The following is a 23908-nucleotide window of genomic DNA, read 5'->3' on the forward strand; positions in this document are numbered from 1 at the left end:
GTCGGCATGATGGCCTCCGGAACCGCCCGTCGGCGCACCGGCGAACCTCGCGCCCGCCCGCCCTCCTCCCACGACGAAACGGACACTCATGACGAGCACGACCGACCGGCTACCGACCCCGACTGTGGCGCGCCTGCGACGACCGGGGTGGCGCGACCCGCGCCTGATCCTCGGGCTCGTGCTCGTCGCGGCCTCGGTCGCGCTGGGGTCCTGGGCGGTGTCGTCGGCCGGCCGGACGGTCGCCGTCTACGCCGCGTCCGGCCCGCTGACCCCGGGGGAGACGGTCGACGCGAGCAGCCTCAGGACGGTCGAGGTGCGGCTCGGCTCCGGCGGCGGGAAGTACTTCCTCGCGAGCCGGCCCCTGCCCGACGGCCTGGTCGCGCTCCGCGTGGTGGGGGACGGTGAGCTGGTGGCCCGCAGCGCGGTCGGCACCGCCGCCGAGCTCGACACCCGCGCCGTGGCGATCCAGGTGGCCGGAGGGTTGTCGGACCGGGTCACGGACGGTGCGCTCGTCGACGTCTGGTTCGTGCCGACGAGCGACGGAGGAACGGTGGTGCGGACGGGCAAGGACGCGAAGGGCGGCGCGTCGGCCGACCCGCGCGAGCTCGCGACGCAGGTCGTGGTCGCCCAGGTCTCCGCCGCCGACGGTCCGTTGGTCTCGGGCGGGGGGACCACGCTCCACGTCCTCGTGCCCACGGACGTGCTCCCGGGCGTCCTCGCCGCCCTGGCCGCCGACGGCGAGATCGCGGTCGTGCCCGTCGCCGGGGGAGCCGCATGACGGCCGACTCGACGACTCCCCTCGCGTCCGTCCTGTGCGCGGTGCGGGGCAGCGGTGAGACGGCCGTCGTCACGGCCCTGACCATGCCGGGTTCAGGGGTCGCGGTGGCACGCCGCTGCGCCGATCTCACGGAGCTCCTGGCAGCGGCGGGTGCGGGCGCCGGGACGGCCGCGGTCATCTCCGGCGACCTGCCCGGGATCGACCGGGAGTCGGTCGCGCACCTGCACGGGTGCGGGGTGCGGGTCGTCGCGCTCGCCGAGGGGCAGGCCTGGCTCGGCGACAGGCTCCGCGCGATCGGCGTGGACGTCGTCCTCGACGAGGACACCCCGACCACGGTCCTGGTCGCGACCGTGCGCGACGAGGCGCACGGTCGTGGACGGGGCGCGGGGGCCGACGAGCCTCCGCCGGGGGACGGCACCGGCAGGGCGAGCGACGCCGACCAGCAGGGGAGCGCACCGCGGTCGGGGAAGGTGCTCGCGGTCTGGGGGCCGACGGGCGCCCCCGGACGGACGACCCTCGCCGTGAACCTCGCGGCCGAGCTGGCAGGGGTAGGCGACGGTCGCGGACGTCGCGGCGCGCGCCGTCGTCGACACGGACGGTCCTCGCCGTCGGGCAGGAGCAGCGCGAGCACCGACGAGGTCCTCCTGGTGGACGCCGACACGTACGCGGGCTCGGTGGCGCAGCACCTCGGTCTGCTCGACGAGTCGCCCGGCCTCGCCGCGGCCACCCGGAGCGCCGGCCAGGGCGCTCTCGACCTCGCCGGCCTGGCGCGTCTCGCCCCGGTCGTCGCGCCACGGCTTCGTGTGCTGACCGGCATCTCCCGGGCTGCCCGGTGGCCCGAGCTCCCGGCGACGTCCCTCGACGCCGTCTGGGAGGTCGGCCGTGCGCTCGCGGACTGGACCGTGATCGACTGCGGGTTCGGGCTCGAGCAGGACGAGCTGCTGTCGTACGACACGCGTGCTCCCCAGCGCAACGGGGCGACGCTCAGCGCACTCGCCGCGGCCGACGTCGTGCTGGTCGTGGGCGGGGCGGACCCGGTGGGTATCCAGCGTCTCGTCCGTGGTCTGGGAGACCTCGCCGATGCGGGTGCGACGACCGGCGCGTCGCGTCTCGTGGTCGCCAACCGCGTCCGGTCGTCCGCAGCCGGGCCGCGTCCCGAGGCCGCGGTCCGCGACGCGCTGGGACGGTACGGCGGGGTCACCGACGTCCACGTCCTCCCGGAGGACCGGGCAACCCTCGACGGGGCCCTCCTCGCCGGCAGGACGCTCGCCGAGCACGCGCCGGAGAGCCCGGTCCGGCGTGCCCTCGTCGACCTCGCCGACCGGGTCCGGGCGGCGGTCGGGGACCCCGCGGGCACGGTCGCGCCGGGCGGACCACGCGAACGCGTCCCGGAACCGGCACACTGATCCCATGCGCATCTACGTTCCCGCCACCGTCGACGAGCTCGACGCCGTCACCGTGACCGGCGACGAGGCCGTCTGGTCCCTCGCTCCGCGAGCGGCCCACGCCGTCACGTCCGCCCTCTCCCGCGAGCTGCCCGACGAGGACGAGGAGGGGCTGGAGTTCGCCGCAGCGCTCGAGGCCGCCGACGACTCGCTCGCGCTGCTCGCAGGCCGGGCGGGTGCCCCCCGTCAGCGCCTCGTCGTCACGGTCGAGGTGCCCGACGAGATGGTCGCCCTGACCCAGCCCGGCGACGGCGAGTCGCCCGACGACCTCGCGCCCAGCGCGGTCGACGTCACGGCGCCCATCCCCGAGGTGCGCATCGTGTGCGTCCACGTCGACGAGCCCGAGGCCGCGACGGACATCGCCGAGGTCTTCGCGGCCGCCGACGAGGACCGCGACGAGGACCTCGACGCCGCGCTCGACCGCGTGAGCGAGCGCGACCTGCTCTGGTACGACTGGTCGGAACTCAAGAGCGTCCCCCGAGCGAAGTGACCGTCACGAGGTAGCGGGCGCCCGAGAACGGGCCTGAGGTCGCCGTCCGCCGGATGACGACCTCAGGCCCGTTCTCGGCCGCCGAGCCTCGCCCCGGCGGGTGGGGTCAGCTCAGGCGGCCCAGGATCTCGTCGTGCAGCAGGCCGTTCGTGGCCACCGCGTTGCCGCCCCACGGTCCCGGCGAGCCGTCGAGGGACGTGAACGTCCCGCCGGCCTCGGTGACGATGGGGACCAGGGCCGCCATGTCGTAGAGCTCGAGCTCGGGCTCCGCGGCAGCGTCCACTGCGCCCTCGGCCACGAGCATGTAGGACCAGAAGTCGCCGTAGGCCCGCGTGCGCCAGGTCTCACGGGTCAGGTCGAGGAACGCGTCGAGCTGCCCGCGCTCCTCCCACCCCGACAGCGACGAGTACGACAGCGACGCGTCCTCGACCTTGGCGACCTTCGAGACGTGCAGCCGGTTCGCGGCCGCGAGCGAGCGTCCGCTCCATGCGCCCGTCCCCTTGGCGGCCCACCAGCGGCGGCCCAGCGCGGGGGCCGACACGAGCCCGACGACGACCTCGTCGCCGTCGGCCAGCGCGATGAGGGTGGCCCACACGGGGACCCCCCGCACGAAGTTCTTGGTGCCGTCGATGGGGTCGATGATCCAGCGCCGCGCGCCGTGGCCCGACTCGCCGAACTCCTCGCCGACGATCGCGTCACGCCCGCGGGCCCGCGAGAGGTGGCTGCGGATGATCTCCTCGGCGGTGCGGTCGGCGTCGCTGACCGGGGTGTTGTCCGGCTTGGACTCCACGGTCAGGTCGAGGGCCTTGAAACGGGACATGGTGTGCGAGTCGACCTGGTCGGCGATCACGTGAGCCAGGCGCAGGTCGTCGTCGTAGGTCGGCATGGCTCACACCGTACCGGTGCGTGCCGCCAGCAGGCGCCGGAACGACTCGACACGCGCCGTGCGCGCCGCCTTCTCCTCCTCCGGGGACGATTCCAGCCAGTCGTCGAGCGCGCAGTCGGGTGCGCCGTCGAGGTGCGTGCAGCCCCGCGGGCAGTCCTCGGCGACCACGTCGAGGTCGTCGAACGCCTTGAGGAGGTTCTCGACGTCGACGTGCGCGAGCCCGAACGAGCGGACGCCCGGCGTGTCGATGACCCACCCGGCGGGGTTGCCGTCGGCGTCGGGCAGGCGCAGCGCGACCGCCGACGTCGACGTGTGCCGGCCGCGGCCCGTCACGTCGTTGACGACGCCCGTGGCCCGGTACGCGTCGGGGACCAGGGCGTTGACGAGCGTCGACTTCCCGACGCCCGAGTGCCCCACGAGGACCGACGTGCGGCCCTCGAGCTCGGCGCGCACGGCGTCGAGCGGTTCGATGCGCCACGAGTCCTCGGAGGTGTCGGAGGAGTTGTGACCGGGCTCGTCGCCGTGCCCGGCCTGCCCGGCCGCGGCCCCGGTGACGTCGTGGACCCGGCGCGTCACCACGACCTTGACCCCGATGGGCTCGTAGAGCTCTCGCAGGTGCGTCGCGTCGGCGAGGTCCGCCTTGGTGAGGCACAGCAGGACGTCCATGCCCGCGTCGTACGCGGCCACGACGCAGCGGTCGATCATGCGCGTGCGGGGCTCGGGCTGGGCCAGGGCCGTGACGATCACGAGCTGGTCGGCGTTCGCGACGATGATGCGCTCGTACGGGTCGGTGTCGTCGGCCGTGCGGCGCAGGACCGAGGTCCGCTCCTGGATGCGGACGATGCGCGCGAGCGTCCCGTCCTCTCCCGACGTGTCGCCCACGATGTCCACCCGGTCGCCGCACACCACGCGGTTGCGGGTCAGCTCGCGCGCCTTCATCGCGAGGATGGTGCGCTCGGTCGGCTGGTCCTCGTCGAGCAGGAGCGTGTAGCGCCCGCGGTCGACGCCCGTGACGAGCCCGGTCTCGGCGTCCTCGTGCTCGGGACGCTGCTTGGTCCGCGGGCGCGAGTTCTTCTTGCTCGGCCGGTCGCGGAAGTCGGACTCGTCGCGGACGCGTCCGGCCATCAGCTCGCCGATCCCGTGGCGCTCAGCATGCGGTCCCACATGGCCGTGAAGCCGGGCAGGGTCTTGGCCGTGGTCTCGACGTCCTCCACGAGCACGCCGGGCACCCGCAGCCCGATGAGCGCGCCCGAGGTCGCCATGCGGTGGTCGTGGTACGTGCGGAACGTCGCGCCGTGCAGGGGGCGCGGGGTGATGACGAGGCCGTCCTCGGTCTCCTCGGCCTGCCCGCCGAGGCGCGTGATCTCGGTGGCGAGCGCGGCCAGGCGGTCGGTCTCGTGCCCGCGCAGGTGCGCGACGCCGCGCAGACGGCTGGGGGAGTCGGCGAGCGCGGCGAGGGCAGCGATGGTCGGGGTGAGCTCGCCCGCCTCGTGGAGGTCGACGTCGATGCCGCGGATCTCGCCCGTCCCGGTGACCGTCATGACGCCGTCGACGAGCTCGGCCGTCCCGCCCATCGCGATGAGGAGCTCAGCCATCATGGCGCCCGGCTGGGTCGTGACGGCGGGCCAGCCCGGGACGCGCACCGTGCCGCCGACCACGAGAGCCGCTGCGAGGAACGGCCCGGCGTTCGAGAGGTCGGGCTCGACGTAGACGTCGCGCGCAGCGACGGGGCCGGGGGAGACGGTCCACGTCAGGGGCACCGAGTCGTCGACCTGGACGCCCACCTCGCGCAGCACCTCGACCGTCATGTCGATGTGGGGCACGCTCGGCAGCGTGGGGCCCGTGTGGCGCAGCGTGACGCCCTCGTCGAAGCGTGCGGCCGCGAGCAGCAGACCCGAGACGAACTGGCTCGACCCCGACGCGTCGACGTCGACCTGCCCGCCGCGCACCGCGCCGTGGCCCGTGATGGTGAACGGCAGCGTGTCCTGGCCCTCGACGGGCACGCCCAGGGAGCGCAGGGCGTCGAGCACGGGACCCATGGGACGCACGCGCGCGCCCTCGTCGCCGTCGAACCGCACGGTGCCGTCCGCGAGGGCTGCGACCGCGGGCACGAAGCGCATGACCGTCCCGGCGAGGCCGCAGTCGATGTCGGCGGGGCCGCGCAGCGGCCCGGGCGTCACGTGCAGCTCGCTCGGGACGTCACCCTCGGTGACGCCCACGCCCAGGTCGCGCAGCGCCGCGGCCATGAGGTCGGTGTCGCGGCTGCGCAGCGCACCGCGCAGGACGCCCGGGCCGTCCGCCAGGGCCGCGAGCACGAGGAGACGGTTGGTGAGCGACTTGGAGCCCGGGACGGCGACGGTCGCGTCGAGCGGTGCGCCGGTCCGGGTGGGGGCGGGCCACGCGGCGTGGTCGGGGGCGGTCTCGTGGGAGCGGGCGGCGGAGAGGTCGCTGGTCACATGCCCCAGGCTATGGCACGGGGCCGGGGGAGGGGGCTCCGGTCCGGTCCTCGGCCGGCCCCGTCCACGGCCCGACGGCGCCGCGCACCCCCGTGGGCGGGCGGCACGGAGCGCCGGGCTCGTGCGGGGTCAGCGGGGGACGGCACCCTTGACCGTGTCGGCCGCAGCGCTCGCGGCCGAGGAAGCGGCGCGCCGGGCCTTGCGGGTCGCGCGGCGCGAGGTCTCCGCGACCGAGTCCGTGGCCTTGTGGGCCACGGACCCGACGCGGTGCTTGGCCGCGTCGACCTGGTGCTTGGCGTTCTTGGCCAGGTCGAGGTCCTTCCGGGCGCGGTCGACACGCCAGCGGACGCCCGGCCGTCCCTCGTAGTCGGCCCCGGCGATGAGGGCTGCACCGATCGCGCCCAGGTTCCCCACGAACTTGCGGGTGCGCTCGTCGCGCGGGACGTCGCTCGGGGTGAAGGGCTGGTTGACGATCGCGAGGGGCACGCTCAGGGCCGCGAGCGTGAGCGCCGCGGTGCGGGGGGCCTTGCCGACCGCGAGGAACAGACCGGCCACGGCCGTCGCGGCACCGTGGGCCCGGACGAGGGTCGCGACCTGCTTCTCGCTGAGCGGCTCCTCGACCCCGAACTGCTGACCGACGAGGCTCACGCCCCGACGGGCCGCGCGGACGTGCTCCGCGGGCTTGAGGGCGGCCTGCACGCCGTCGTAGATGAACCAGGAGGCCAGCATGGGCCTCGCGACGTGACGCAGCAGCATCGGTGGGTCTCCTTCGTCGAGCGGTTGCCGGTGAGAGCGGCGGACACCAGGGCGCTGGTGCGGCCCCGGGTGCGTCCAGCCTGTCCCATCGCTGCTCAGCATGCCACCGGGCGTGCACCGCACGGGTGACGCGCGCCGGTGTCGGATGATCAGGACCGTCCGCCGGTCGAGCGCACGGGGCGAGCGGCGCCGTCGGGCGTGCGCGGGCAGAGGCGCGGCGGGGGCGCAGCCGGGACCCGCCCGGCCCCGCCCCCGCCGGGGGGCCTCAGGTCAGAGCGCGCCGCCGGCGGCCTCGGGGGCGTCCGCGGACTCGCCGCCGTCCCCGATGGTCTCCCGTGCCACGTAGTTCTCGAGGTCGAACAGGTTCTCCCCGGCGCGCCGGGCGACCGTCAGCAGCGTCGTGGCCGAGGCGACCTCCTCGACCTGCTCCTTGAGGAACCACAGCAGGAACTGCTCGCCCAGGGCGTCGCCCTCCTCGCGGGCCGCGCGGAAGATGGCCTCGATCTGGTCGGTGACCTGCTTCTCCTGGTCGAGCGCGAGCTGGAGGGGCTCGAGGACGGAGTCGAAGTCGTTGCGGACGGCACCGGTGCCGGGGATCGAGATCTCGAGGTCCCGGTCCAGGTGGTACTGGACGATCATCATGGCGTGGTTGCGCTCCTCGACCGACTGGCGGTAGAAGTGCGCGGCGAGCTGGGGCAGGTCGTGGGAGTCGAACCACACGGCGATCGCGATGTACTGCTGGTGGGCGTCGAGCTCGTGGCCGACCTGCTCGCGCAGGAGCGTGCGGAACCGGGAGTCGGGAGTCGTGGTCGTCATGCGCCTCACGCTAGCGAGGAACGCGCCCGAGCACACCCCATGGTTGCCTGGCCTCACCGAGCCGAGGCTCACCTGACGCCCGCGCCTCCACGCGCCGCGCCGGGCTCGCCCGACGCGCGCACCGACCCGCAGGATCTCGCCCGGAGCGCGCCGTGCGTCCGGGGACGGGCCGCTGCGGGAATGTCGGACCGCGCCCGGCGGTTGTGCTGATCGTGACATGTGTACTGGAAGCAGAAGCGGACGTGAGCGTCCCCGTCGCACCGAGCCTGGAGACGGTGCCCTTCGGTGCGATCGCTCCGTCTGCGCTCTCGGCGGACGCCCGACCGGCAGGAGGACTAGGCTCGTTGTCGATGACGGACCAGATCAGCAGCAGCAGCGCAGGCGACCTCTCGGGCGCCGACGACGCCGAGGACACGAACCGGGCCCCCTCCACGGAGGACGACGCGGCCCGCTCCGCGCGCTTCGAGCGGGACGCGCTGGTGTACCTCGACCAGCTCTACTCGGCGGCGCTGCGCCTGACGCGCAACCCCACCGACGCCGAGGACCTGGTCCAGGAGACCTTCACCAAGGCGTTCGCCGCGTTCCACCAGTACCGCCCGGACACCAACCTCAAGGCGTGGCTCTACCGGATCCTCACCAACACGTTCATCAACAACTACCGCAAGAAGCAGCGTGAGCCGCTGCAGTCCGCGGCAGAGGACGTCGAGGACTGGCAGATCCACCGCGCGGCGTCGCACACGTCGCAGGGGTTGCGCTCGGCCGAGGCCGAGGCGTTGGACCGGCTTCCGGACTCCGACGTGAAGAAGGCTCTCCAGGAGCTGCCGGAGGACCGTCGGATGGCCGTGTACTACGCGGACGTCGAGGGCTTCCCGTACAAGGAGATCGCGGAGATCATGGGCACGCCGATCGGGACCGTGATGTCGCGGCTCCACCGTGGTCGGCACCAGCTGCGTGACCTCCTGAGCGATTACGCGAAGGACCGAGGACTGGTGGGGGCCAAGACCCCCGGAGGTGAGTCGTGAGTCAGCAGAACGTGGGCACGGAGGCGCAGGACGACGTCATCGTGCCGATCCCTCACTCGACCGAGGGCGAGACCGAGTGCGAGCACGCGCTCAAGCACCTGTACGAGTACCTCGACTCGGAGATGACCTCCGACGACGAGGTGCGCATGCGTGCGCACGTCGCCCACTGCTCGCCGTGCCTGGCCGAGCTGAGCGCCGAGGAGCTGGTCAAGCAGCTCGTGCGCCGTTCGTGCCACGAGCAGGCTCCTGCCGAGCTCCGGCTGCGCATCCAGGCGCAGTTCACCGTACTGCGTACGACGACGGTCGTCGAGGGCGTCTGAGGCCCTCGCGCCCGGGTGCGTGACGCCGTCGGGCGGTCACGTGCCCGCACGCTGGACCGACGCCCCCGTCCGGGTCGGAGCAGTCGCCGGAACCACGAAAGGGCCCGTCCTCACCGAGGTGAGGACGGGCCCTTTCGTCGCACTCGCCCGCTGGGCGCGTGATCGCGGCCCTGGCGGGCTCGTGATCAGGCGTTGGGGCGCTTGCCGTGGTTCGCTGCGCTGCCCTTGCGGCTGCGACGCTTGCGTCCGCGCTTGCTCATGATTGCTCCTCACGCCGGATTCTGTCTGCTCCATGTTCCCACATCTGGGGCTTGTCCTGGTCCAAGACGCGATATATCGTGTGAACAGAAACGCGATACATCGCGTTCATGGAACAGGGCGGGACACCGCCGGAGCGCGAGGAGCGACATGGCGACCGAGAACTGGACCGTGACCGGCCCGCAGACCATCGACGTCGGGCCCGTGGGCCGCCTCGACGCGAACCTGCTCAACGGGCGCATCGACGTCGTCGTCCACGACGAGCCCGGCGTCCGCGTCGAGGTCCACTCGCTCGAGGGGCGCCCGCTCGAGGTCCGCCTCGACGGCGACAGGCTCACCGTCGGGTACTCGCCCACCGGTGGGTGGCAGGGCTTCCTCGACTCGTTCCGCAACTACCGGGGCAAGGACCGGGCCGACGTCTACGTCGGCGTGCCCGCCCACGTCCGGGTCAAGCTCGCGACCGTGCAGGGCGACGGGCTCGTCGCCGGCACCCAGGCCAAGGTCTCGGTCGCCACGGTCGGGGGCTCCGTGATGACGACGCAGACGGCCGGCGCGGTGCGCGTGGACACCGTCACGGGCGAGGTCACGGTGCGCGACCACGTGGGTACCCTCGTCATGGACTCGATCTCGGGCGACCTCACCGCGTCCGGTGCGCTGAGCGACGTCAAGCTCAACACCGTCTCCGGCAACGTCACGCTCGACTCGAGCTCCACGCCCGACGCGATGAACGTCAACGCCATCTCCGCCGACGTCCTGGTCCGCGTCCCCGAGCCCGACGAGCTCGACTACACCCTGCGCTGCGTCAGCGGGCGCCTCGTGGTCGACGGCGTCGAGCACCGCGGGACGCCCGGCGGGGCCTACCGTCAGGCCGGCCCGGCCGGGACGACCGGCAAGAAGCTCCAGGTCAACTCCGTGTCCGGGAACGTCACGGTCCTGCGCGGCGAGCCCGCCGACGCCTGGGGCGGCTCCGCGCCGCACCGGGGCACCCACCCCGTGACGCCGCAGGACGCCTGGTCCTACGACGCCCCGACCGGCGCCGACCCGGCCGCCCCGTGGGGTTCCGCGGACAGCCGCACGACCTGGACGGGCGAGGGCCCCGCGGACGGACCGGCGGACCGCTGATGGCCTCCGTCTTCGCCCACGGTGAGCTCCGCCTCTACCTCCTCGCCCTGCTCGAGTCCGGACCCAAGCACGGGTACGAGCTCATGACCGAGCTGAGCGACCGCTTCGGCGGCACCTACCGACCCAGCGCGGGCACCATCTACCCGCGCCTCGCCCGCCTCGAGGGCGAGGGGCTCGTGCGGCGCAGCGACAGCGGACGCAAGTCCACCTACGAGCTCACGCCCGCGGGCCGCGCCGAGGTCGCGGCGCGCCGCGCCGACGTCGCAGCCCTCGAGGACGGGATCGCCCAGACCGTGCGCACGCGCGCCCAGGCGCTGCGCGCCGACATCGAGGGCTCCATGCAGGGGCTGCGCGCCGAGCTCGCGGCCGCAGCCCAGGAGGCCCGCGTCCGACCCCGGCCCGCGGCCACCCCCGACCCTCGCCGCGGCGAGTCCTACGCCCGCCGTGTCGAGGCGGAGGCCATGGTGCAGCGCTTCCGCGACGACGTGCGCGCCGACCTCCGCCGGGCCGACGCGAGCAGCGCGGTCAGCGAGCTGACGCTCGAGACGCTGCGCACCGTGCTCGACTCGGCACGACGGGCGGTCCGGGGGACGCTGCCGTGACGTCCCCGCCGCACACCGCAGGACCGCACGACCAGCACGACCACATCCAGCACGACGACCGGCACGACACGCACAGCGAGAAGGAGAACGACATGGGCACCGAGTCCTGGGTCATCGCAGCACCGCAGCAGATCGAGGTCGCCGACGTGGCGTCGCTCGTCGTGGGCCTCACGAACGGCGCGATCGAGGTCGTGAGCGACCCGGGCCGCGAGTCCGGCGCGACCGTCGACGTGACCGAGGTGAGCCCTCGGCCGCTGCGGGTCACGACGCACGCCGGCGAGCTCAAGATCGCCTACGACTTCGACGGTGTCGAGGGCGTCGTGGACCGCGTCCGCGGCCTGAAGGACAAGGACACCGCGACCGTGCGCGTCGTGCTCCCGGCCCACCTGCCCGTCAAGATCGCGACCGCGCGTGCCGCGGCGACCGTCAGCGGGACCCGTGCCCCCGTGTCCGTGACCACGGCCGACGGCGCGGTCACCGTGACCGACACCGTGGGTCCGCTCTCCGTCAAGACCGTCGCGGGCCGCGTCGCCGTGACCTCGCACGACGGGGACGTCAAGGTCGGCACGGCCTCCGGCCGCGTCGAGGCCGAGGGCGGGCTCGGGCGGGTCACGATCAGCACCGTCACGGGGGACGTGGTCGTCGAGGCGCGCGAGACGACGCCGCTCGTGACGGCCAAGACCGTCTCCGGGGACGTCACGTTGCGCCTGAGCGAGGGCGCGGGCGTCAACCTCAAGGCCCGCGCGGTCACGGGCAAGGTCGTGCTCGACGGCGCCCCCGTCCCCAGCTCGCAGTCCCGCACCACGTCGGTGGACCACTCCGAGGGCACGAGCGGCGCCTACGTGTCCGTCAGCACGGTCTCGGGGAACCTGACGGTCTCTCGGGGCTGACCCGGCCGGGACGTCCGACCTGCAACGGCCCGTGGCCCCCCCCCCGGGGGGGGGGGCCGGGGCGGTCGTCGTCAGGCAGGCGACCCGCCGGGGCGGCAGGCGTCGGCGCCCGGTCCCGGCGGCCGGCGCCGCACCCGTGGCGGGCCGGACGCCGGACCTACGTGACGTCGTCGGGCAGGCCGAGCCACGCGTGCCACCCCGTGTGCAGCACGAGCCACGCCATGAGGCCGTAGCCCGCCTGGCCGGGGTAGCCGCCGCTGCTCGTCGCGAGGTCGGCGAGCCACTGCTCGTGCGTCACCAGGGGCGTGAACGTGTCCACATAGGGGACCCGGCGGCGGTTGGCGACGTCCGCGAAGGCAGCCGACAGCTCGCCCAGCCGGTCGTTGTCCTCGGGTCGGCCCGGGGGCGGACCGACGACGAACGTGGGCAGCCGACGGTGCTCGGCCACGTCCAGGACGTTCGCCAGGTTGAGTCGTGACCGGGCCACGGAGAGACCGGCGTCCAGGTCGTGGCGGCCCAGGGCGAGGACGAGGCGGTTGTCGGCCTCGGGGTCGTGGTCGAAGCGCCGGGCGGTCTCGGCCTCCCAACGCTGGCTCATCGCGGTCGTCGTCTCGCCCGGGATCGCGAGGGGGAAGACCATCGCCGTCCCCGGAAAACGGGTGCGTGCCACCACGCGGCCCGCCCAGCCGAGGCTCTTGGCGTCGCCGACACCCGCGCTCAGCTCGTCGCCGACCACGCAGATCCGTACTTCAGGTTCTCCCACGGTGATGTGCTCCTCGTTCGCTCGCGCACCATTGTCTGTCACGACGGGCCTCCCGTGCGGGATGTCCGTCGTGACAGACAGGATCCGGATCGCGCGCCGACCCGGGAGCACCCGTCGGTGCCCGCCGTGCGCAGCCGTGCCCCAGGGCCCCGTCCCGGGCTCTCGCGCCCTCTCCCCGGGGGGAGGGGGAAGAACGCCGGGACGGACAGGATGTGGCGAGCGCCACGCCGCGTCAGAGGAGGTTCGCGCCCCACGTGACCTCGTGCGAGGCCCCCGGCGCGAGGCGCACGAGGCGCTCGCCCGTCCGGAACGCGTCCGCGATGCAGGTCATGGGCTCGGCCGCGACGCCGGTGCGCCGGTACGCGGGCGTGACGTGGTCGCCCGTGCAGACCTGCCACGTGTCCATCGACGAGTCCATCCACACGGCGGCCGTGCGACCGTCGGGGGCGCTCAGGCGCATCCACGACAGGCCGTCCTCGTCGCGCAGGACGTCCACGTACGCGTCGTCGAGGTCGATCCCCGCGAGCAGCCGGGGCTCGCGCAGGTCGTGGTCGCCCGCAGCGGGCTCGGTGCCCGTGGGCAGCAGGCGCTCGTCGGTCGTGACGCGCGTGCCGGCGTCCAGCCGCAGGGTGCACTCGTCGAGCGACGCGCCACCGGGGGAGAGCCACGGGTGGAAGCCGACCCCGTAGGGGGCGTCGACGCCGCCCACGTTGGTCGTGCGGGTCACCACGCGCAGACCCGCGTCGCTCAGCGCGTACGACACGCGGGCCACGAGGTCGAACGGGTAGCCCGGGACGGGGACCAGGTGCAGCTCGAGCGTCACGGCCGACGCCGACTGCTCGACGACGGTCCAGCGCTCCCAGCACGCGAGACCGTGCAGGGCGGTGTTCCGGGGGACCTCGGTGATCGGGAGCTGGTACTCGGTACCGTCGAACGTGTAGCGGCCGTCGCGCAGACGGTTGGGCCAGGGGAGCAGCACCGCTCCGTGCGAGGCCGGGGACAGCTCCGACTCGTCGAAGGGCGTGAAGACGTCGCGCCCCCCGACCGAGTACTCGCGGACGGACGCGCCGACCTCGGTGACGGTGGCACGGTGCTCACCGTGCTCGATGCGGACCTGGATACCGGAAGGTGGTGTGATGTTCACGATCACACACGTTACTGCGTGCGGAACGACGCACGAGCAGGGACAGTAGAACCCGGTCGTGCCGCCCGCCCGGGCCCGCGACGCAGCGACGCACCGCCCCCGGCCACCGGGGACGGGAGCACCACCCGCAGGACGAGGAGAAACACATGGAACGACGAGTGCTCGGACGCACCGGCAGGCTGGTCTCGGTCGTCGGGCTCGGCACGTGGCAGCTCGGGGCGGACTGGGGCGAGGTCAGCGAGGCCGACGCCCGCGCCGTCCTCGACGCCTCGGCCGAGGCCGGAGTCACGTTCTTCGACACCGCCGACGTCTACGGCGACGGCCGCAGCGAGGAGATCATCGGCTCCTACCTCGCCGACAACCCCGGCTCCGGGATCACGGTCGCGACCAAGATGGGACGCCGAGCCCCCCAGGAGCCCGAGAGCTACACGCTCGCGAACTTCCGCGAGTGGACCGACCGGTCGCGCCGCAACCTGCGCACCGACCGGCTCGACCTCGTCCAGCTCCACTGCCCGCCGTCCGCGGTCGTCAAGGACGACCAGGTGTACGACGCGCTCGACACCCTCGTGTCCGAGGGCGCGATCGCCGCCTACGGCGTGAGCGTCGAGACCGTCGACGAGGCGCTCGCGGCCATCGCACGGCCGGGCGTCGCGACGGTGCAGATCATCCTCAACGCGTTCCGCCTCAAGCCGCTCGACGAGGTGCTGCCCGCGGCCTCCGAGGCCGGCGTGGGGATCATCGCCCGCGTCCCCCTGGCCTCGGGCCTGCTGTCCGGGAAGTACACGCGCGAGACGACGTTCGCCGAGAACGACCACCGGTCCTTCAACCGCGACGGGTCCGCGTTCGACGTCGGCGAGACGTTCTCCGGAGTCGACTTCTCGACCGGGCTCACCGCAGCGGGGGAGTTCACCGCGCTCGTCCACGACGTGCTCGGCCCGGACGTCACGCCCGCGCAGGCCGCGATCGCGTGGATCTGGCAGCAGCCCGGGGTCTCGACCGTGATCCCCGGCGCCCGCAACGTCGAGCAGGCGCGGGCCAACGCCGAGGCCGGGTCCGCGGAGGTGCTCGGGCCCCTCTTCGCGTCGGGCGTCCGCGAGATCTACGACCGCTACCTGCGCGAGCAGGTCCACGGCCGCTGGTAGGCCCGAGGCCGGGCTGGGCCCGGCCCGGCTGGGCCCGGCCCGGCTGGGCCCGGCCCGGCTGGGCCCGGTCCGGGCGACCGACGACGAAGGCCGCCTCCCCTGCGCGGGGAGGCGGCCTTCGTCGTCAGTCGGTCAGCGCGACCGTGCTGCTCAGCGGGCGAACGCCTGCTCGATCAGGACGGCCTGCTGGGCCTGGTGCTTCTTGGCGGTGCCGGCAGCCGTCGAGGCCGACGCCGGACGCGAGACGACCCGGACGCGAGGCAGGTCCTCGGGCAGGTTGACGTGGATGAACGACCACGCCCCCTGGTTCTCCGGCTCGTCCTGGACCCAGACCACGTCAGCGCCCTCGTACCTGGCGAGCTCCGCACGGATGCCGTCCACGTCGAGCGGGTAGAGCTGCTCGAGCCGGACGATCGCGGTCTTGTCGTCGCCGCGCTTGGCGCGCTCGGCGATCAGGTCGTAGTAGACGCGACCCGTGCAGAGCAGGACGCGGTCGACGTTCGCCGGGTTCGTCGTCGTGTCCCCGATGACGGGCTGGAACGTGCCGGTCGTGAAGTCCTCGACGGCCGACGCGGCCGCCTTGAGGCGCAGCAGCTGCTTGGGCGTGAAGACCACGAGCGGGCGACGCGGGCGGGCGTACGCCTGCTGACGCAGCAGGTGGAAGTACGACGCGGGCGTCGAGGGCTGCGCCACCGTGAGGTTGTTCTCCGCGCAGAGCTGGAGGAACCTCTCGATGCGGGCCGACGAGTGGTCCGGTCCCTGGCCCTCGTAGCCGTGCGGCAGCAGCATGACGACCGAGGAGTTCTGGCCCCACTTCTGCTCGGCCGACGAGATGAACTCGTCGATGACCGTCTGGGCGCCGTTGACGAAGTCGCCGAACTGCGCCTCCCACAGCACCAGGGCGTCCGGGCGCTCGACCGAGTAGCCGTACTCGAACCCGAGCGCCGCGTACTCGCTGAGCGAGGAGTCGTAGACCCAGAACTTGGCCTGGTCCGCCGACAGGTACAGCAGCGGCGTCCACTCGGCACCCGTCTCGCGGTCGTGCAGGACCGCGTGGCGCTGCACGAACGTGCCACGACGCGAGTCCTGGCCGGCGAGGCGCACCGGGGTGCCCTCGACGAGCAGCGAGCCGAACGCGATCAGCTCGCCGTAGCCCCAGTCGATGCCGCCGTTGGTCGACATCTGGTGGCGCTTCTCGAGGAGCTGCGCGAGCTTGGGGTGGACCGTGAAGCCCTCGGGCGGGGAGACGTGCACCTGGCCCACGCGCTCGATGATCGACTGGTCGACCGCGGTCTTCCACCCGACCATCGTGCCGGCGTCCTCACGCTGCGACTCGGGTCGCTCGAGGCCCGCGACGGGCTCCGAGGCGGGCGACGGCGTGAAGCCGCCTTCCTTGGTCTCGGTGAACACGCGCTCGAGCTGGGCCTGGTAGTCCTGCAGGACGTGCTCGGCCTCCTCGAGCGTGATGTCGCCGCGCGCGACGAGGTTCTCGGTGTACAGCTTGCGCACCGAGCGCTTGGCCTCGATCAGGTTGTACATGAGCGGCTGCGTCATCGAGGGGTCGTCGCCCTCGTTGTGCCCGCGGCGGCGGTAGCAGATCATGTCGATGATCACGTCGCGGTCGAACTGCTCGCGGAACGCGAAGGCGAGCTCCGCGACGCGCACGCACGCCTCGGGGTCGTCGCCGTTCACGTGGAAGATCGGGACCTGGTAGCCCTTGGCGACGTCGGTCGAGTACAGCGTCGAGCGCGACGAGGACGGGCCCGTGGTGAAGCCGACCTGGTTGTTGATGATGACGTGGATCGTGCCACCGGTGCGGTACCCGCGGAGCTGCGCGAGGTTCAGGACCTCGGGCACCACGCCCTGGCCCGCGAACGCCGCGTCGCCGTGGATGAGGATCGGCAGCACCGAGAAACCGTCGCCGCCCAGGTCGATGCGGTCCTGCTTGGCGCGCACGATGCCCTCGAGGACGGGGTCGACCGCCTCGAGGTGGGACGGGTTGGCCGCGAGGTAGACGCGCGTCTGCGCACCGGACTCGGCCGAGAACGTGCCCTCGGTGCCGAGGTGGTACTTGACGTCGCCGGAGCCCTGGACGCTCTTGGGGTCCTGGTTGCCCTCGAACTCCGCGAAGATCTGCGCGTAGCTCTTGCCGGCGATGTTGGCCAGGACGTTGAGGCGGCCGCGGTGCGCCATGCCGATGCAGACCTCGTCGAGGCCACCGTCGGCCGCCTTGGACAGGACGGCGTCGAGCAGCGGGATGACGGACTCGCCGCCCTCGAGCGAGAAGCGCTTCTGGCCCACGAACTTGGTCTGCAGGAACGTCTCGAACGCCTCGGCGGAGTTCAGGCGGCGCAGGATGCGCAGCTGGTCCTCGCGCGGCGTGCGGGCGTACCCGGACTCGAGACGCTCCTGGAGCCAGCGACGCTGGGCGCGGTCGGCCAGGTGCATGTACTCGATGCCGATCGAGCGGCAGTACGAGTCGCGCAGCAGCCCGAGGATGTCGCGCAGCGTCGACTTGGTCTTGCCGCCGAAGCCACCGGTCGGGAAGGTGCGGTCGAGGTCCCAGAGCGTGAGGTCGTGGGTCTGGACGTCGAGGTCGGGGTGCTTGCGCTGACGGTAGGCCAGCGGGTCCGTGTCGGCCATGAGGTGGCCGCGCGAGCGGAACGAGTGGATGAGCTCGGCGATCTTGGCGGGCTTGGCCGCCTCGATCTCGGCGTCCGTCGTGTTGTCGCGGGTCCAGCGGACCGGCTCGTAGGGGATGCGCAGCGCGGCGAAGACGCGGTCGTAGAAGCCGTCCTCGCCGATCAGCTTGGTGCCGAGGATGCGCAGGAACTCGCCCGACTGGGCGCCCTGGATGATGCGGTGGTCGTAGGTCGACGTGATCGTCAGGACCTTCGAGACGCCGAGGCGGGCGAGCTGCTCGACCGAGGCGCCCGCGAACTCCGCGGGGTAGTCCATGGCGCCGACGCCGATGATCGTGCCCTGACCCTGCATGAGGCGCGGGACCGAGTGCACGGTGCCGATGCCGCCCGGGTTGGTGAGCGAGATCGTGGTGCCCGCGAAGTCGTCGACCGTGAGCTTGTTGCCACGGGCCCGGCGGACCAGGTCCTCGTAGGCCGCCCAGAACTGGGCGAAGTCCATCTGGTCGGCCTTCTTGACGCTCGGCACGAGGAGCTGGCGGGTGCCGTCGGGCTTGGCGAGGTCGATCGCGAGGCCGAAGTTGACGTGCGCCGGGTTGTTCACGGCGGGCTTGCCGTCGAGCTGCGTGTAGCTCGCGTTCATGGCCGGCATCTCGCCGAGGGCCTCGACGAGCGCGTACCCGATGAGGTGCGTGAACGAGATCTTGCCGCCGCGCCCGCGGGCGAGGTGGTTGTTGATCACGATGCGGTTGTCGACCATGAGCTTGGCGGGCACGGCGCGCACGGAGGTCGCCGTGGGGACCTCGAGGCTCGCCTCCATGTTCACGACGACGCGCGCGGCGGGGCCGCGCAGCTTCTGGACGTCGTCCGCGGTGTCGGGAGCGTCGGTCTTGGACCTCGAGGCGGCGACCGCCGCGTAGGGGGCCGTGGCGGGCTGCGCGGTCGCGACGGGCCGGTTGGCCTTGACGGCTGCGATGGCTGCGTTGACGGACGGGTCCGCGGGGACCACGGGGGACTTGGGGCGCTGCGCCGACTCGCCGGCGGCGGAGCCGTCGGTCGCGGGGACGCCGGCGGCCGTGCGGGCCGGCGGCGCTGCCGGGCCGGCGGCGGGGATCTGGACGGCGGGCGACGGCGTCGCGACCGCGGGCGTCGTGGCGCCGGCGGCGGGGGCCTGGCTCCCGTTCGCACCGGCGGTCTTGTCACCGGGACGGTAGTCCGCGAAGAACTCCCACCACGCGGGGTCTACCGCGTTCTTGTCCTTGAGGTATTGCTCGTAGAGCTCGTCGACGAGCCATTCGTTGGCGCCGAACACAGAACTTGCTGCGCTGATCGACTCTGACTCAGCCTTCGGGGACACGCGAGGATCGCCCACTTTCACCACTGATCGTCATTGGATATCGGGTACCTAGTCCGGAGCCGGACCCGTCAAGCGTAGGCCCTCCGGTCCTCGGAGCGGTGCCCTGGGCACAGGAAGTGCGCGGGGTGTCGGCACCATCCTCACGGGACGTCTGCGCGAGGCAAACGGGGGGGCAACAGCGACCTGTTCGCTGACCAAAGGTCAGGTCGTTTAGCCCATCGCCGGGTATGCCCCGTGCAGAGTGTGACGAACGTCTCACGTCCCGAGGGTGGGGGACCGGCCCTCCTGCGGGTCCGGCCCGGACCCGCCGGTGTGCCCGACGATCTCTGGCAGGTCGTCCGGCAGCCCGGGCGCCTGCGGCCTGGGGTGAGCCGGGAACGTCAGGCGCATGGTCGCCCCCTGCTGCGAGTCCGCGACCTCGATCCGACCGCCGTGCAGGTCGACCGCCCACCGGACGATCGCCAGGCCGATCCCCGTCCCGCCGGTCGAGGAGTGCCCCTGGGACGGGGCGTTGCCCCGGGCGAAGCGCTCGAAGATCCGCTCGCGGTCCTTCTTCGCGATGCCCGGCCCCTGGTCGATGACCTCGATCACCACGTCGTCGTCCACGGGGTAGGCCTCGAGCCGGATCTCGCCGTGCTGGGGGGAGTGGCGGATCGCGTTCTGCAGGAGGTTGGTGATGATCTGGCGCAGCCGCTCGGGGTCCGCGGGCAGCGTCAGGTCCTCGGGCGTCACGTCGATCACGTACTGGAGGTGCTTGCCGGCCTCGACCATCGAGACCGCGTCGGCGTTCTCCTCCAGGAAGTCCCCGAGCGGGACGTCGGTGATGTTGAGGGCTGCGGCGCCGGCCTCTATCCGGGACAGGTCCAGCAGGTAGGTCACGAGGCGCGTGAGCCGCTCGGTCTGCGCGAGCGCCATCTCCATGGTCGCGGGGTTCGCCTCGCTCACGCCGTCGACGACGTTCTCGAGCTGGGCCTGGAGCGCCGCGATGGGGGTCCGCAGCTCGTGCGACACGTTCGCGATGAGCTCTCGCCGCATCTGGTCGGACGACGCGAGGTCCTCGGCCATGATGTTGAAGGCGACCGCGAGCTGGCCCACCTCGTCCCGGCTCGTCGCGCGGACGCGCCGGGTGTAGTCGCCGTCGGCCATGGACTGCGCCGCTGCCGTCATCTCGCGCAGGGGGGACGTCATGCCGCGCGCGAGGATCTGGGTGAGCAGGAGCGAGAGCACGATCGCCAGGGGGAACGTGCGGGTCGGGCCGAGCTTGTTCTGCTGACCGAGCCAGGTGATGAGGACCGCGAGCGTGACGGTCGCGAAGACCAGGACGCCGAGCTTGATCTTGAGCGACCGGAACGAGTCGAGGGGCCGGACGTCCGGGAGGTGGGGGCGGATGGTCCGGTGGCCGGAGGTCACGCGACGGGGGGCTCGAACGCGTACCCGACGCCGTGGACGGTGCGGATCAGGTCCGGCCCGAGCTTGCGCCGCAGAGCCTTGATGTGGGAGTCGACGGTGCGGGTCCCGCTCGCGTCGGCCCAGTCCCACACCTCGGCGAGCAGGCGCTCGCGCGTGAGGACGGTCTTGGGAGAGCTGGCCAGCATGACGAGCAGCTCGAACTCGGTGGGGGTCAGGTGGACCTCCTCGCCCGCGCGGTGCACGCGCCGCTGGGCTCGGTCGATCACGACGTCGCCCACGACCATGGGCGGGTCCGTGGGGGTCGACGTCGCGGCCTGGGCCGCGCGGTCCACGCGGCGGAGCAGGGCCTTGACCCGGGCGACCAGCTCGCGCATGGAGAAGGGCTTGGTCATGTAGTCGTCCGCGCCGACGCCCAGCCCGATGAGCATGTCGGTCTCGTCGTCGCGGGCGGTCAGCATGAGGATCGGCACGGGCTGCTCGGCCTGGATGCGGCGCGTGACCTCGAGCCCGTCGATGCCGGGCAGCATGACGTCGAGCACGATCACGTCGGGTCGCAGGCGGGTCGCGGCCTCGACGCCCGAGAGCCCGTCGCGGGCGACCTCGACGCGCCAGCCCTCGGCGCTCAGGCGCTGGGCGATGGCCGTGGCGATGGCAGGCTCGTCCTCGACGACGAGGATGTTCGCGGCCTGAGCCGGGGTGCCGGCGGGTCCACCGGCGCTCGTCGCGCCGGTGCCGGTGGGGAATGCGCTGGCTGTCATGGCACCAGCGTGGCACAGACGGGGCGACGATGGTCGCACGACGGCGGGAGTCGTCGCCGGATGTCGCGGCGCCCGGGGATCGCGGAGGAGCCGTGCGCCGGCGGTCCGGATGGCTGCCGGGCTCTCGCCCGATAACATCGTTGCCACGATGAAGAGCACATCCCGATATCCGTGGAGCACCCCGTGGTAGGCGACTGGTTGATGGTCGCGCTGGGGGTGCTCCTGACCGCAGGTACAGCAGTCTTCGTGGCGAGCGAGTTCTCCCTCGTCACTCTCGATCCCGCCGTGCTGTCCAGGCCGGGGGACGACGACGTCCCCGACGACGAGGCGGACGGCGCACCGCCGGGTGGCGCTCGCCAGGCCGGGGCCGGGGGCGACCGGAGGCGCAGCAGCCGACGCGACCGCAGCGTCCGGGCGGGCCTCAAGCACCTGTCGACCGAGCTGTCGTCGGCGCAGGTCGGCATCACCATCACGACGATCCTGCTCGGCTACACGGCCCAGCCGGCCCTGCAGAACCTGCTGGGCGACGCCCTGGGCGGCACGGCTCTGGGTGCCGGTGCGGCGACGGTCGTCGCGGTGGTCCTCGCGCTCGTGGTCGTGAACCTCTTCTCGATGCTGTTCGGCGAGCTCATCCCCAAGAACTTCGCACTGTCCGCGCCGTACGGCACGGCGCGGCAGGTCGTCCCCGTCCAGCGGCAGTTCACCAAGCTGTTCCGCCCCGTCATCTCGGCCCTCAACGGCTCGGCGAACGCGATCCTGCGTCGCATGGGTGTCGAGCCCCGCGAGGAGCTGTCGGGTGCCCGCTCGGCGTCCGAGCTCGCGGCGCTGGTCAAGCGGTCGGCGCAGGAGGGCACTCTCGACACGTCGGTGGCGACGCTCCTGACCAACTCGATCGAGCTCGACGAGCTCAGTGCGGTCGACGTCATGACGGACCGGATGCGCATGGTGGTCCTGCGCCGCGACGACACGGCCGAGGACGTCGTGGCGCTCGCCCGGACCTCGGGGCACTCGCGCTTCCCCGTGATCGGCGAGGACCGGGACGACGTGCTCGGCCTCGTCCACCTGCGGCGGGCCGTGGGGGTGCCGCACGAGCGGCGCGCCGAGGTCCCCGCGGCGGCGCTCATGGTCGACGCCCCGCGCGTCCCGGAGACGGTCGCGCTGGGCCCGCTGCTCGTCGAGCTGCGCGGGTTCGGCCTGCAGATGGCCGTGGTCGTGGACGAGTACGGCGGCACGTCCGGGGTCGTGACCCTGGAGGACGTCGTCGAGGAGCTGGTCGGGGACGTCGCGGACGAGCACGACCCGCGCCGTGCGGGGGTGGCGCGGGGCACGGACGGTTCGTGGATCGTGCCCGGGGTCGTCCGTCCGGACGAGCTGAGGGAGTCGACGGGGCTGGTGGTGCCCGAGGACGGCGCGTACGAGACGCTCGGCGGTCTGGTCATGGCCGACCTCGGGCGGGTGCCCCGGGTCGGTGACGAGGTCCGGGCAGGGGACGTCGTGCTGCGCGTCGAGGCCATGGAGGGGCGCCGGGTCGAGCGGCTGCGGGTCCGCGTGCTCGCGCCGCAGGGCGAGGGTGACGGGTCCGTGCCCGGCGCGGGCGGGACGCACGCCCCGGGCGTGCCGCGCCGGCTCGTGCACGAACGCCCACCGGGTGGGGCCCCGGGCCCGGACGGCACGCAGACGCCGGGAGGTGCGCGATGAGCTCGACCGCCGCACTTCTCCTGGGGCTGTTCCTGCTGGCCGCCAACGCGTTCTTCGTGGGGGCCGAGTTCGCGATCATCTCGGCCCGGCGCAGCGCGATCGAGCCGCTCGCGGCGCAGGGCATCCGTCGGGCGCAGACGGTCCTGTGGGCCATGGAGCACGTCTCGCTCATGCTCGCGTGCGCCCAGCTCGGCGTCACGGTCTGCTCGGTGGGCCTGGGCGTCGTCGCCGAGCCGGCGGTGGCGCACCTCATCGAGGTGCCGCTGCACGCGCTGGGCGTCAGCCCGTCCCTCACGCACCCGATCGCGTTCGTGGTCGCGCTGGCGATCGTCGTCTACCTGCACGTGGTCCTCGGGGAGATGGTCCCCAAGAACCTCGCGGTCGCGGGGCCGGAGAAGGCCGTGATGTGGTTCGGTCCTCCGCTCGTGGTCCTGGGGCGTGTCCTCAAGCCGATCATCGTGTCGCTGAACTGGCTCGCGAACCACGTGGTGCGCTGGACCGGCGTCGAGCCCAAGGACGAGGTCGCCTCGGTCTTCACGGCCGAGCAGGTGCAGTCGATCGTGGAGCACTCGCAGGCCGAGGGCATCCTGCAGGACGAGCAGGGTCTGCTCTCGGGGGCCATCGAGTTCTCGGAGCGCACGGCGGCCGAGGTCATGGTGCCGGTCGACCGGTTGGTGACGGTGGTCGAGGGCTGCACCCCGGACGAGATCGAGCGCCTGGTCGCGAAGACGGGCTTCAGCCGCTTCCCGGTCGCCGACGCGCACGGCGAGCTGGTCGGGTACCTGCACCTCAAGGACGTGCTGTACGCGAGCGGCGAGGACCGCTTCCGACCGGTGCCGTCGTGGCGCGTGCGCGCGCTCGCGACGGCCGAGCCGGGCGACGAGATCGAGGACGCCCTGCGGGCCATGCAGCGCTCGGGCGCGCACCTGGCGCGGGTGGACGAGGGCCCGGCGGATCGCGCGGTCTCGTCGGCAGCGGGTGCCGTGCCGCCTGGTGGGCCCGCGTCGTCGGGGCCCGACGGCGTCGCTCCGGACCGCGAGCCCGGGGCCCTGGGCGTCGTCTTCCTCGAGGACATCCTGGAGGAGCTCGTCGGCGAGGTGCGGGACGCGATGCAGCGGCGGGTGCACTGACGCCGTCGAGCGTCGCGTGCCGCCCG

Annotated in this window: 22 protein-coding genes; 11 read left to right on the forward strand and 11 right to left on the reverse strand. The window is 73.1% G+C overall.

Annotated features, from left to right (window positions below):
* The first annotated feature begins 88 nt into the window (after positions 1–88).
* Genes H9623_RS10455 through H9623_RS10465 form a run of 3 tightly spaced genes read left to right on the forward strand, consistent with a single transcriptional unit; the run spans position 89 to position 2713 of the window.
* A complete protein-coding gene (locus tag H9623_RS10455; RefSeq protein ID WP_193719989.1) occupies positions 89–778 on the forward strand; it encodes a hypothetical protein in 690 nt (229 codons plus the stop codon).
* A complete protein-coding gene (locus H9623_RS10460) occupies positions 775–2184 on the forward strand; it encodes an AAA family ATPase (RefSeq protein WP_193719990.1) in 1410 nt (469 codons plus the stop codon). The genes H9623_RS10455 and H9623_RS10460 overlap by 4 nt, the downstream gene beginning before the upstream one ends.
* A gap of 4 nt (positions 2185–2188) precedes the next feature.
* On the forward strand, positions 2189–2713 hold the full coding sequence (locus tag H9623_RS10465; RefSeq protein ID WP_193719991.1) for a DUF6912 family protein: 525 nt from the start codon (positions 2189–2191) through the stop codon (positions 2711–2713).
* Positions 2714–2819: 106 nt separating this feature from the next.
* On the opposite strand, the gene hisN is transcribed toward H9623_RS10465, so the two are convergent.
* The 5 genes from hisN to H9623_RS10490 all read right to left on the reverse strand — a co-directional run bounded on the left by hisN (position 2820) and on the right by H9623_RS10490 (position 7627).
* The gene (gene hisN, locus H9623_RS10470; protein ID WP_193719992.1) at positions 2820–3599 is read right to left on the reverse strand and encodes a histidinol-phosphatase; all 780 of its coding nucleotides are present in this window, start codon (positions 3597–3599) and stop codon (positions 2820–2822) included.
* Between the two features lie 3 nt (positions 3600–3602).
* Complete coding sequence (gene rsgA, locus H9623_RS10475) at positions 3603–4724, reverse strand: ribosome small subunit-dependent GTPase A (protein ID WP_193719993.1); 1122 nt, start codon at positions 4722–4724, stop codon at positions 3603–3605.
* Positions 4724–6055, reverse strand: a complete 1332-nt coding sequence (gene aroA, locus H9623_RS10480; RefSeq protein WP_193719994.1) for a 3-phosphoshikimate 1-carboxyvinyltransferase — start codon at positions 6053–6055, stop codon at positions 4724–4726. Before aroA ends, rsgA begins: the two co-directional genes overlap by 1 nt.
* 129 nt (positions 6056–6184) lie before the next feature.
* The gene (locus H9623_RS10485) at positions 6185–6811 is read right to left on the reverse strand and encodes a DoxX family membrane protein (RefSeq protein WP_193719995.1); all 627 of its coding nucleotides are present in this window, start codon (positions 6809–6811) and stop codon (positions 6185–6187) included.
* Between the two features lie 270 nt (positions 6812–7081).
* Entirely contained in the window at positions 7082–7627 is a 546-nt protein-coding gene (locus H9623_RS10490; protein ID WP_030149991.1) for a ferritin, read from the reverse strand.
* A 350-nt stretch (positions 7628–7977) separates the two neighbouring features.
* Between H9623_RS10490 and H9623_RS10495 the strand changes: the two genes are divergently transcribed.
* Together H9623_RS10495 and rsrA are read left to right on the forward strand one after the other, a co-directional pair.
* Complete coding sequence (locus H9623_RS10495) at positions 7978–8649, forward strand: sigma-70 family RNA polymerase sigma factor (RefSeq protein ID WP_193719996.1); 672 nt, start codon at positions 7978–7980, stop codon at positions 8647–8649.
* On the forward strand, positions 8646–8969 hold the full coding sequence (gene rsrA / locus H9623_RS10500; protein ID WP_193719997.1) for a mycothiol system anti-sigma-R factor: 324 nt from the start codon (positions 8646–8648) through the stop codon (positions 8967–8969). Before H9623_RS10495 ends, rsrA begins: the two co-directional genes overlap by 4 nt.
* Before the next feature lie 185 nt (positions 8970–9154).
* Here the strand turns inward: rsrA and H9623_RS20190 are convergent, their stop codons facing one another.
* Positions 9155–9229 carry a 50S ribosomal protein bL37 gene (locus H9623_RS20190; RefSeq protein ID WP_156968370.1) on the reverse strand — a complete coding sequence of 25 codons (75 nt, stop codon included), beginning with the start codon at positions 9227–9229 and terminating at the stop codon, positions 9155–9157.
* A 148-nt stretch (positions 9230–9377) separates the two neighbouring features.
* On the opposite strand from H9623_RS20190, the gene H9623_RS10505 reads away from it, so the two are divergent.
* Genes H9623_RS10505 through H9623_RS10515 form a run of 3 tightly spaced genes read left to right on the forward strand, consistent with a single transcriptional unit; the run spans position 9378 to position 11841 of the window.
* Positions 9378–10349 (forward strand): DUF4097 family beta strand repeat-containing protein, encoded by a 972-nt coding sequence (locus tag H9623_RS10505; RefSeq protein ID WP_193719998.1) that lies wholly within the window; start codon positions 9378–9380, stop codon positions 10347–10349.
* Positions 10349–10951: a PadR family transcriptional regulator gene (locus H9623_RS10510; RefSeq protein ID WP_193719999.1), complete on the forward strand. Its 603-nt coding sequence runs from the start codon at positions 10349–10351 to the stop codon at positions 10949–10951. The genes H9623_RS10505 and H9623_RS10510 overlap by 1 nt, the downstream gene beginning before the upstream one ends.
* A complete protein-coding gene (locus H9623_RS10515; protein WP_193720000.1) occupies positions 10948–11841 on the forward strand; it encodes a DUF4097 family beta strand repeat-containing protein in 894 nt (297 codons plus the stop codon). Before H9623_RS10510 ends, H9623_RS10515 begins: the two co-directional genes overlap by 4 nt.
* A gap of 157 nt (positions 11842–11998) precedes the next feature.
* Here H9623_RS10515 and H9623_RS10520 read toward each other — a convergent pair whose 3' ends face one another.
* Positions 11999–12646 (reverse strand): GDSL-type esterase/lipase family protein, encoded by a 648-nt coding sequence (locus H9623_RS10520; RefSeq protein WP_321575389.1) that lies wholly within the window; start codon positions 12644–12646, stop codon positions 11999–12001.
* Positions 12647–12836: 190 nt separating this feature from the next.
* Positions 12837–13748, reverse strand: a complete 912-nt coding sequence (locus H9623_RS10525) for an aldose 1-epimerase family protein (RefSeq protein WP_193720001.1) — start codon at positions 13746–13748, stop codon at positions 12837–12839.
* A gap of 146 nt (positions 13749–13894) precedes the next feature.
* On the opposite strand from H9623_RS10525, the gene H9623_RS10530 reads away from it, so the two are divergent.
* Positions 13895–14890: an aldo/keto reductase gene (locus tag H9623_RS10530; protein ID WP_193720002.1), complete on the forward strand. Its 996-nt coding sequence runs from the start codon at positions 13895–13897 to the stop codon at positions 14888–14890.
* A gap of 150 nt (positions 14891–15040) precedes the next feature.
* Here H9623_RS10530 and H9623_RS10535 read toward each other — a convergent pair whose 3' ends face one another.
* The 3 genes from H9623_RS10535 to H9623_RS10545 all read right to left on the reverse strand — a co-directional run bounded on the left by H9623_RS10535 (position 15041) and on the right by H9623_RS10545 (position 21054).
* A complete protein-coding gene (locus H9623_RS10535) occupies positions 15041–18886 on the reverse strand; it encodes a multifunctional oxoglutarate decarboxylase/oxoglutarate dehydrogenase thiamine pyrophosphate-binding subunit/dihydrolipoyllysine-residue succinyltransferase subunit (RefSeq protein WP_193720003.1) in 3846 nt (1281 codons plus the stop codon).
* Between the two features lie 255 nt (positions 18887–19141).
* The gene (locus tag H9623_RS10540) at positions 19142–20296 is read right to left on the reverse strand and encodes a sensor histidine kinase (RefSeq protein ID WP_193720004.1); all 1155 of its coding nucleotides are present in this window, start codon (positions 20294–20296) and stop codon (positions 19142–19144) included.
* Entirely contained in the window at positions 20293–21054 is a 762-nt protein-coding gene (locus tag H9623_RS10545) for a response regulator transcription factor (RefSeq protein WP_227748492.1), read from the reverse strand. Before H9623_RS10545 ends, H9623_RS10540 begins: the two co-directional genes overlap by 4 nt.
* Positions 21055–21237: 183 nt before the next feature.
* On the opposite strand from H9623_RS10545, the gene H9623_RS10550 reads away from it, so the two are divergent.
* Together H9623_RS10550 and H9623_RS10555 are read left to right on the forward strand one after the other, a co-directional pair.
* Entirely contained in the window at positions 21238–22752 is a 1515-nt protein-coding gene (locus H9623_RS10550; RefSeq protein WP_193720005.1) for a hemolysin family protein, read from the forward strand.
* Positions 22749–23882, forward strand: a complete 1134-nt coding sequence (locus H9623_RS10555) for a hemolysin family protein (protein WP_193720006.1) — start codon at positions 22749–22751, stop codon at positions 23880–23882. Before H9623_RS10550 ends, H9623_RS10555 begins: the two co-directional genes overlap by 4 nt.
* Positions 23883–23908: the final 26 nt, after the last annotated feature.

This window comes from Oerskovia douganii, from assembly GCF_015142735.1.
Taxonomy (GTDB): domain Bacteria; phylum Actinomycetota; class Actinomycetes; order Actinomycetales; family Cellulomonadaceae; genus Oerskovia; species Oerskovia douganii.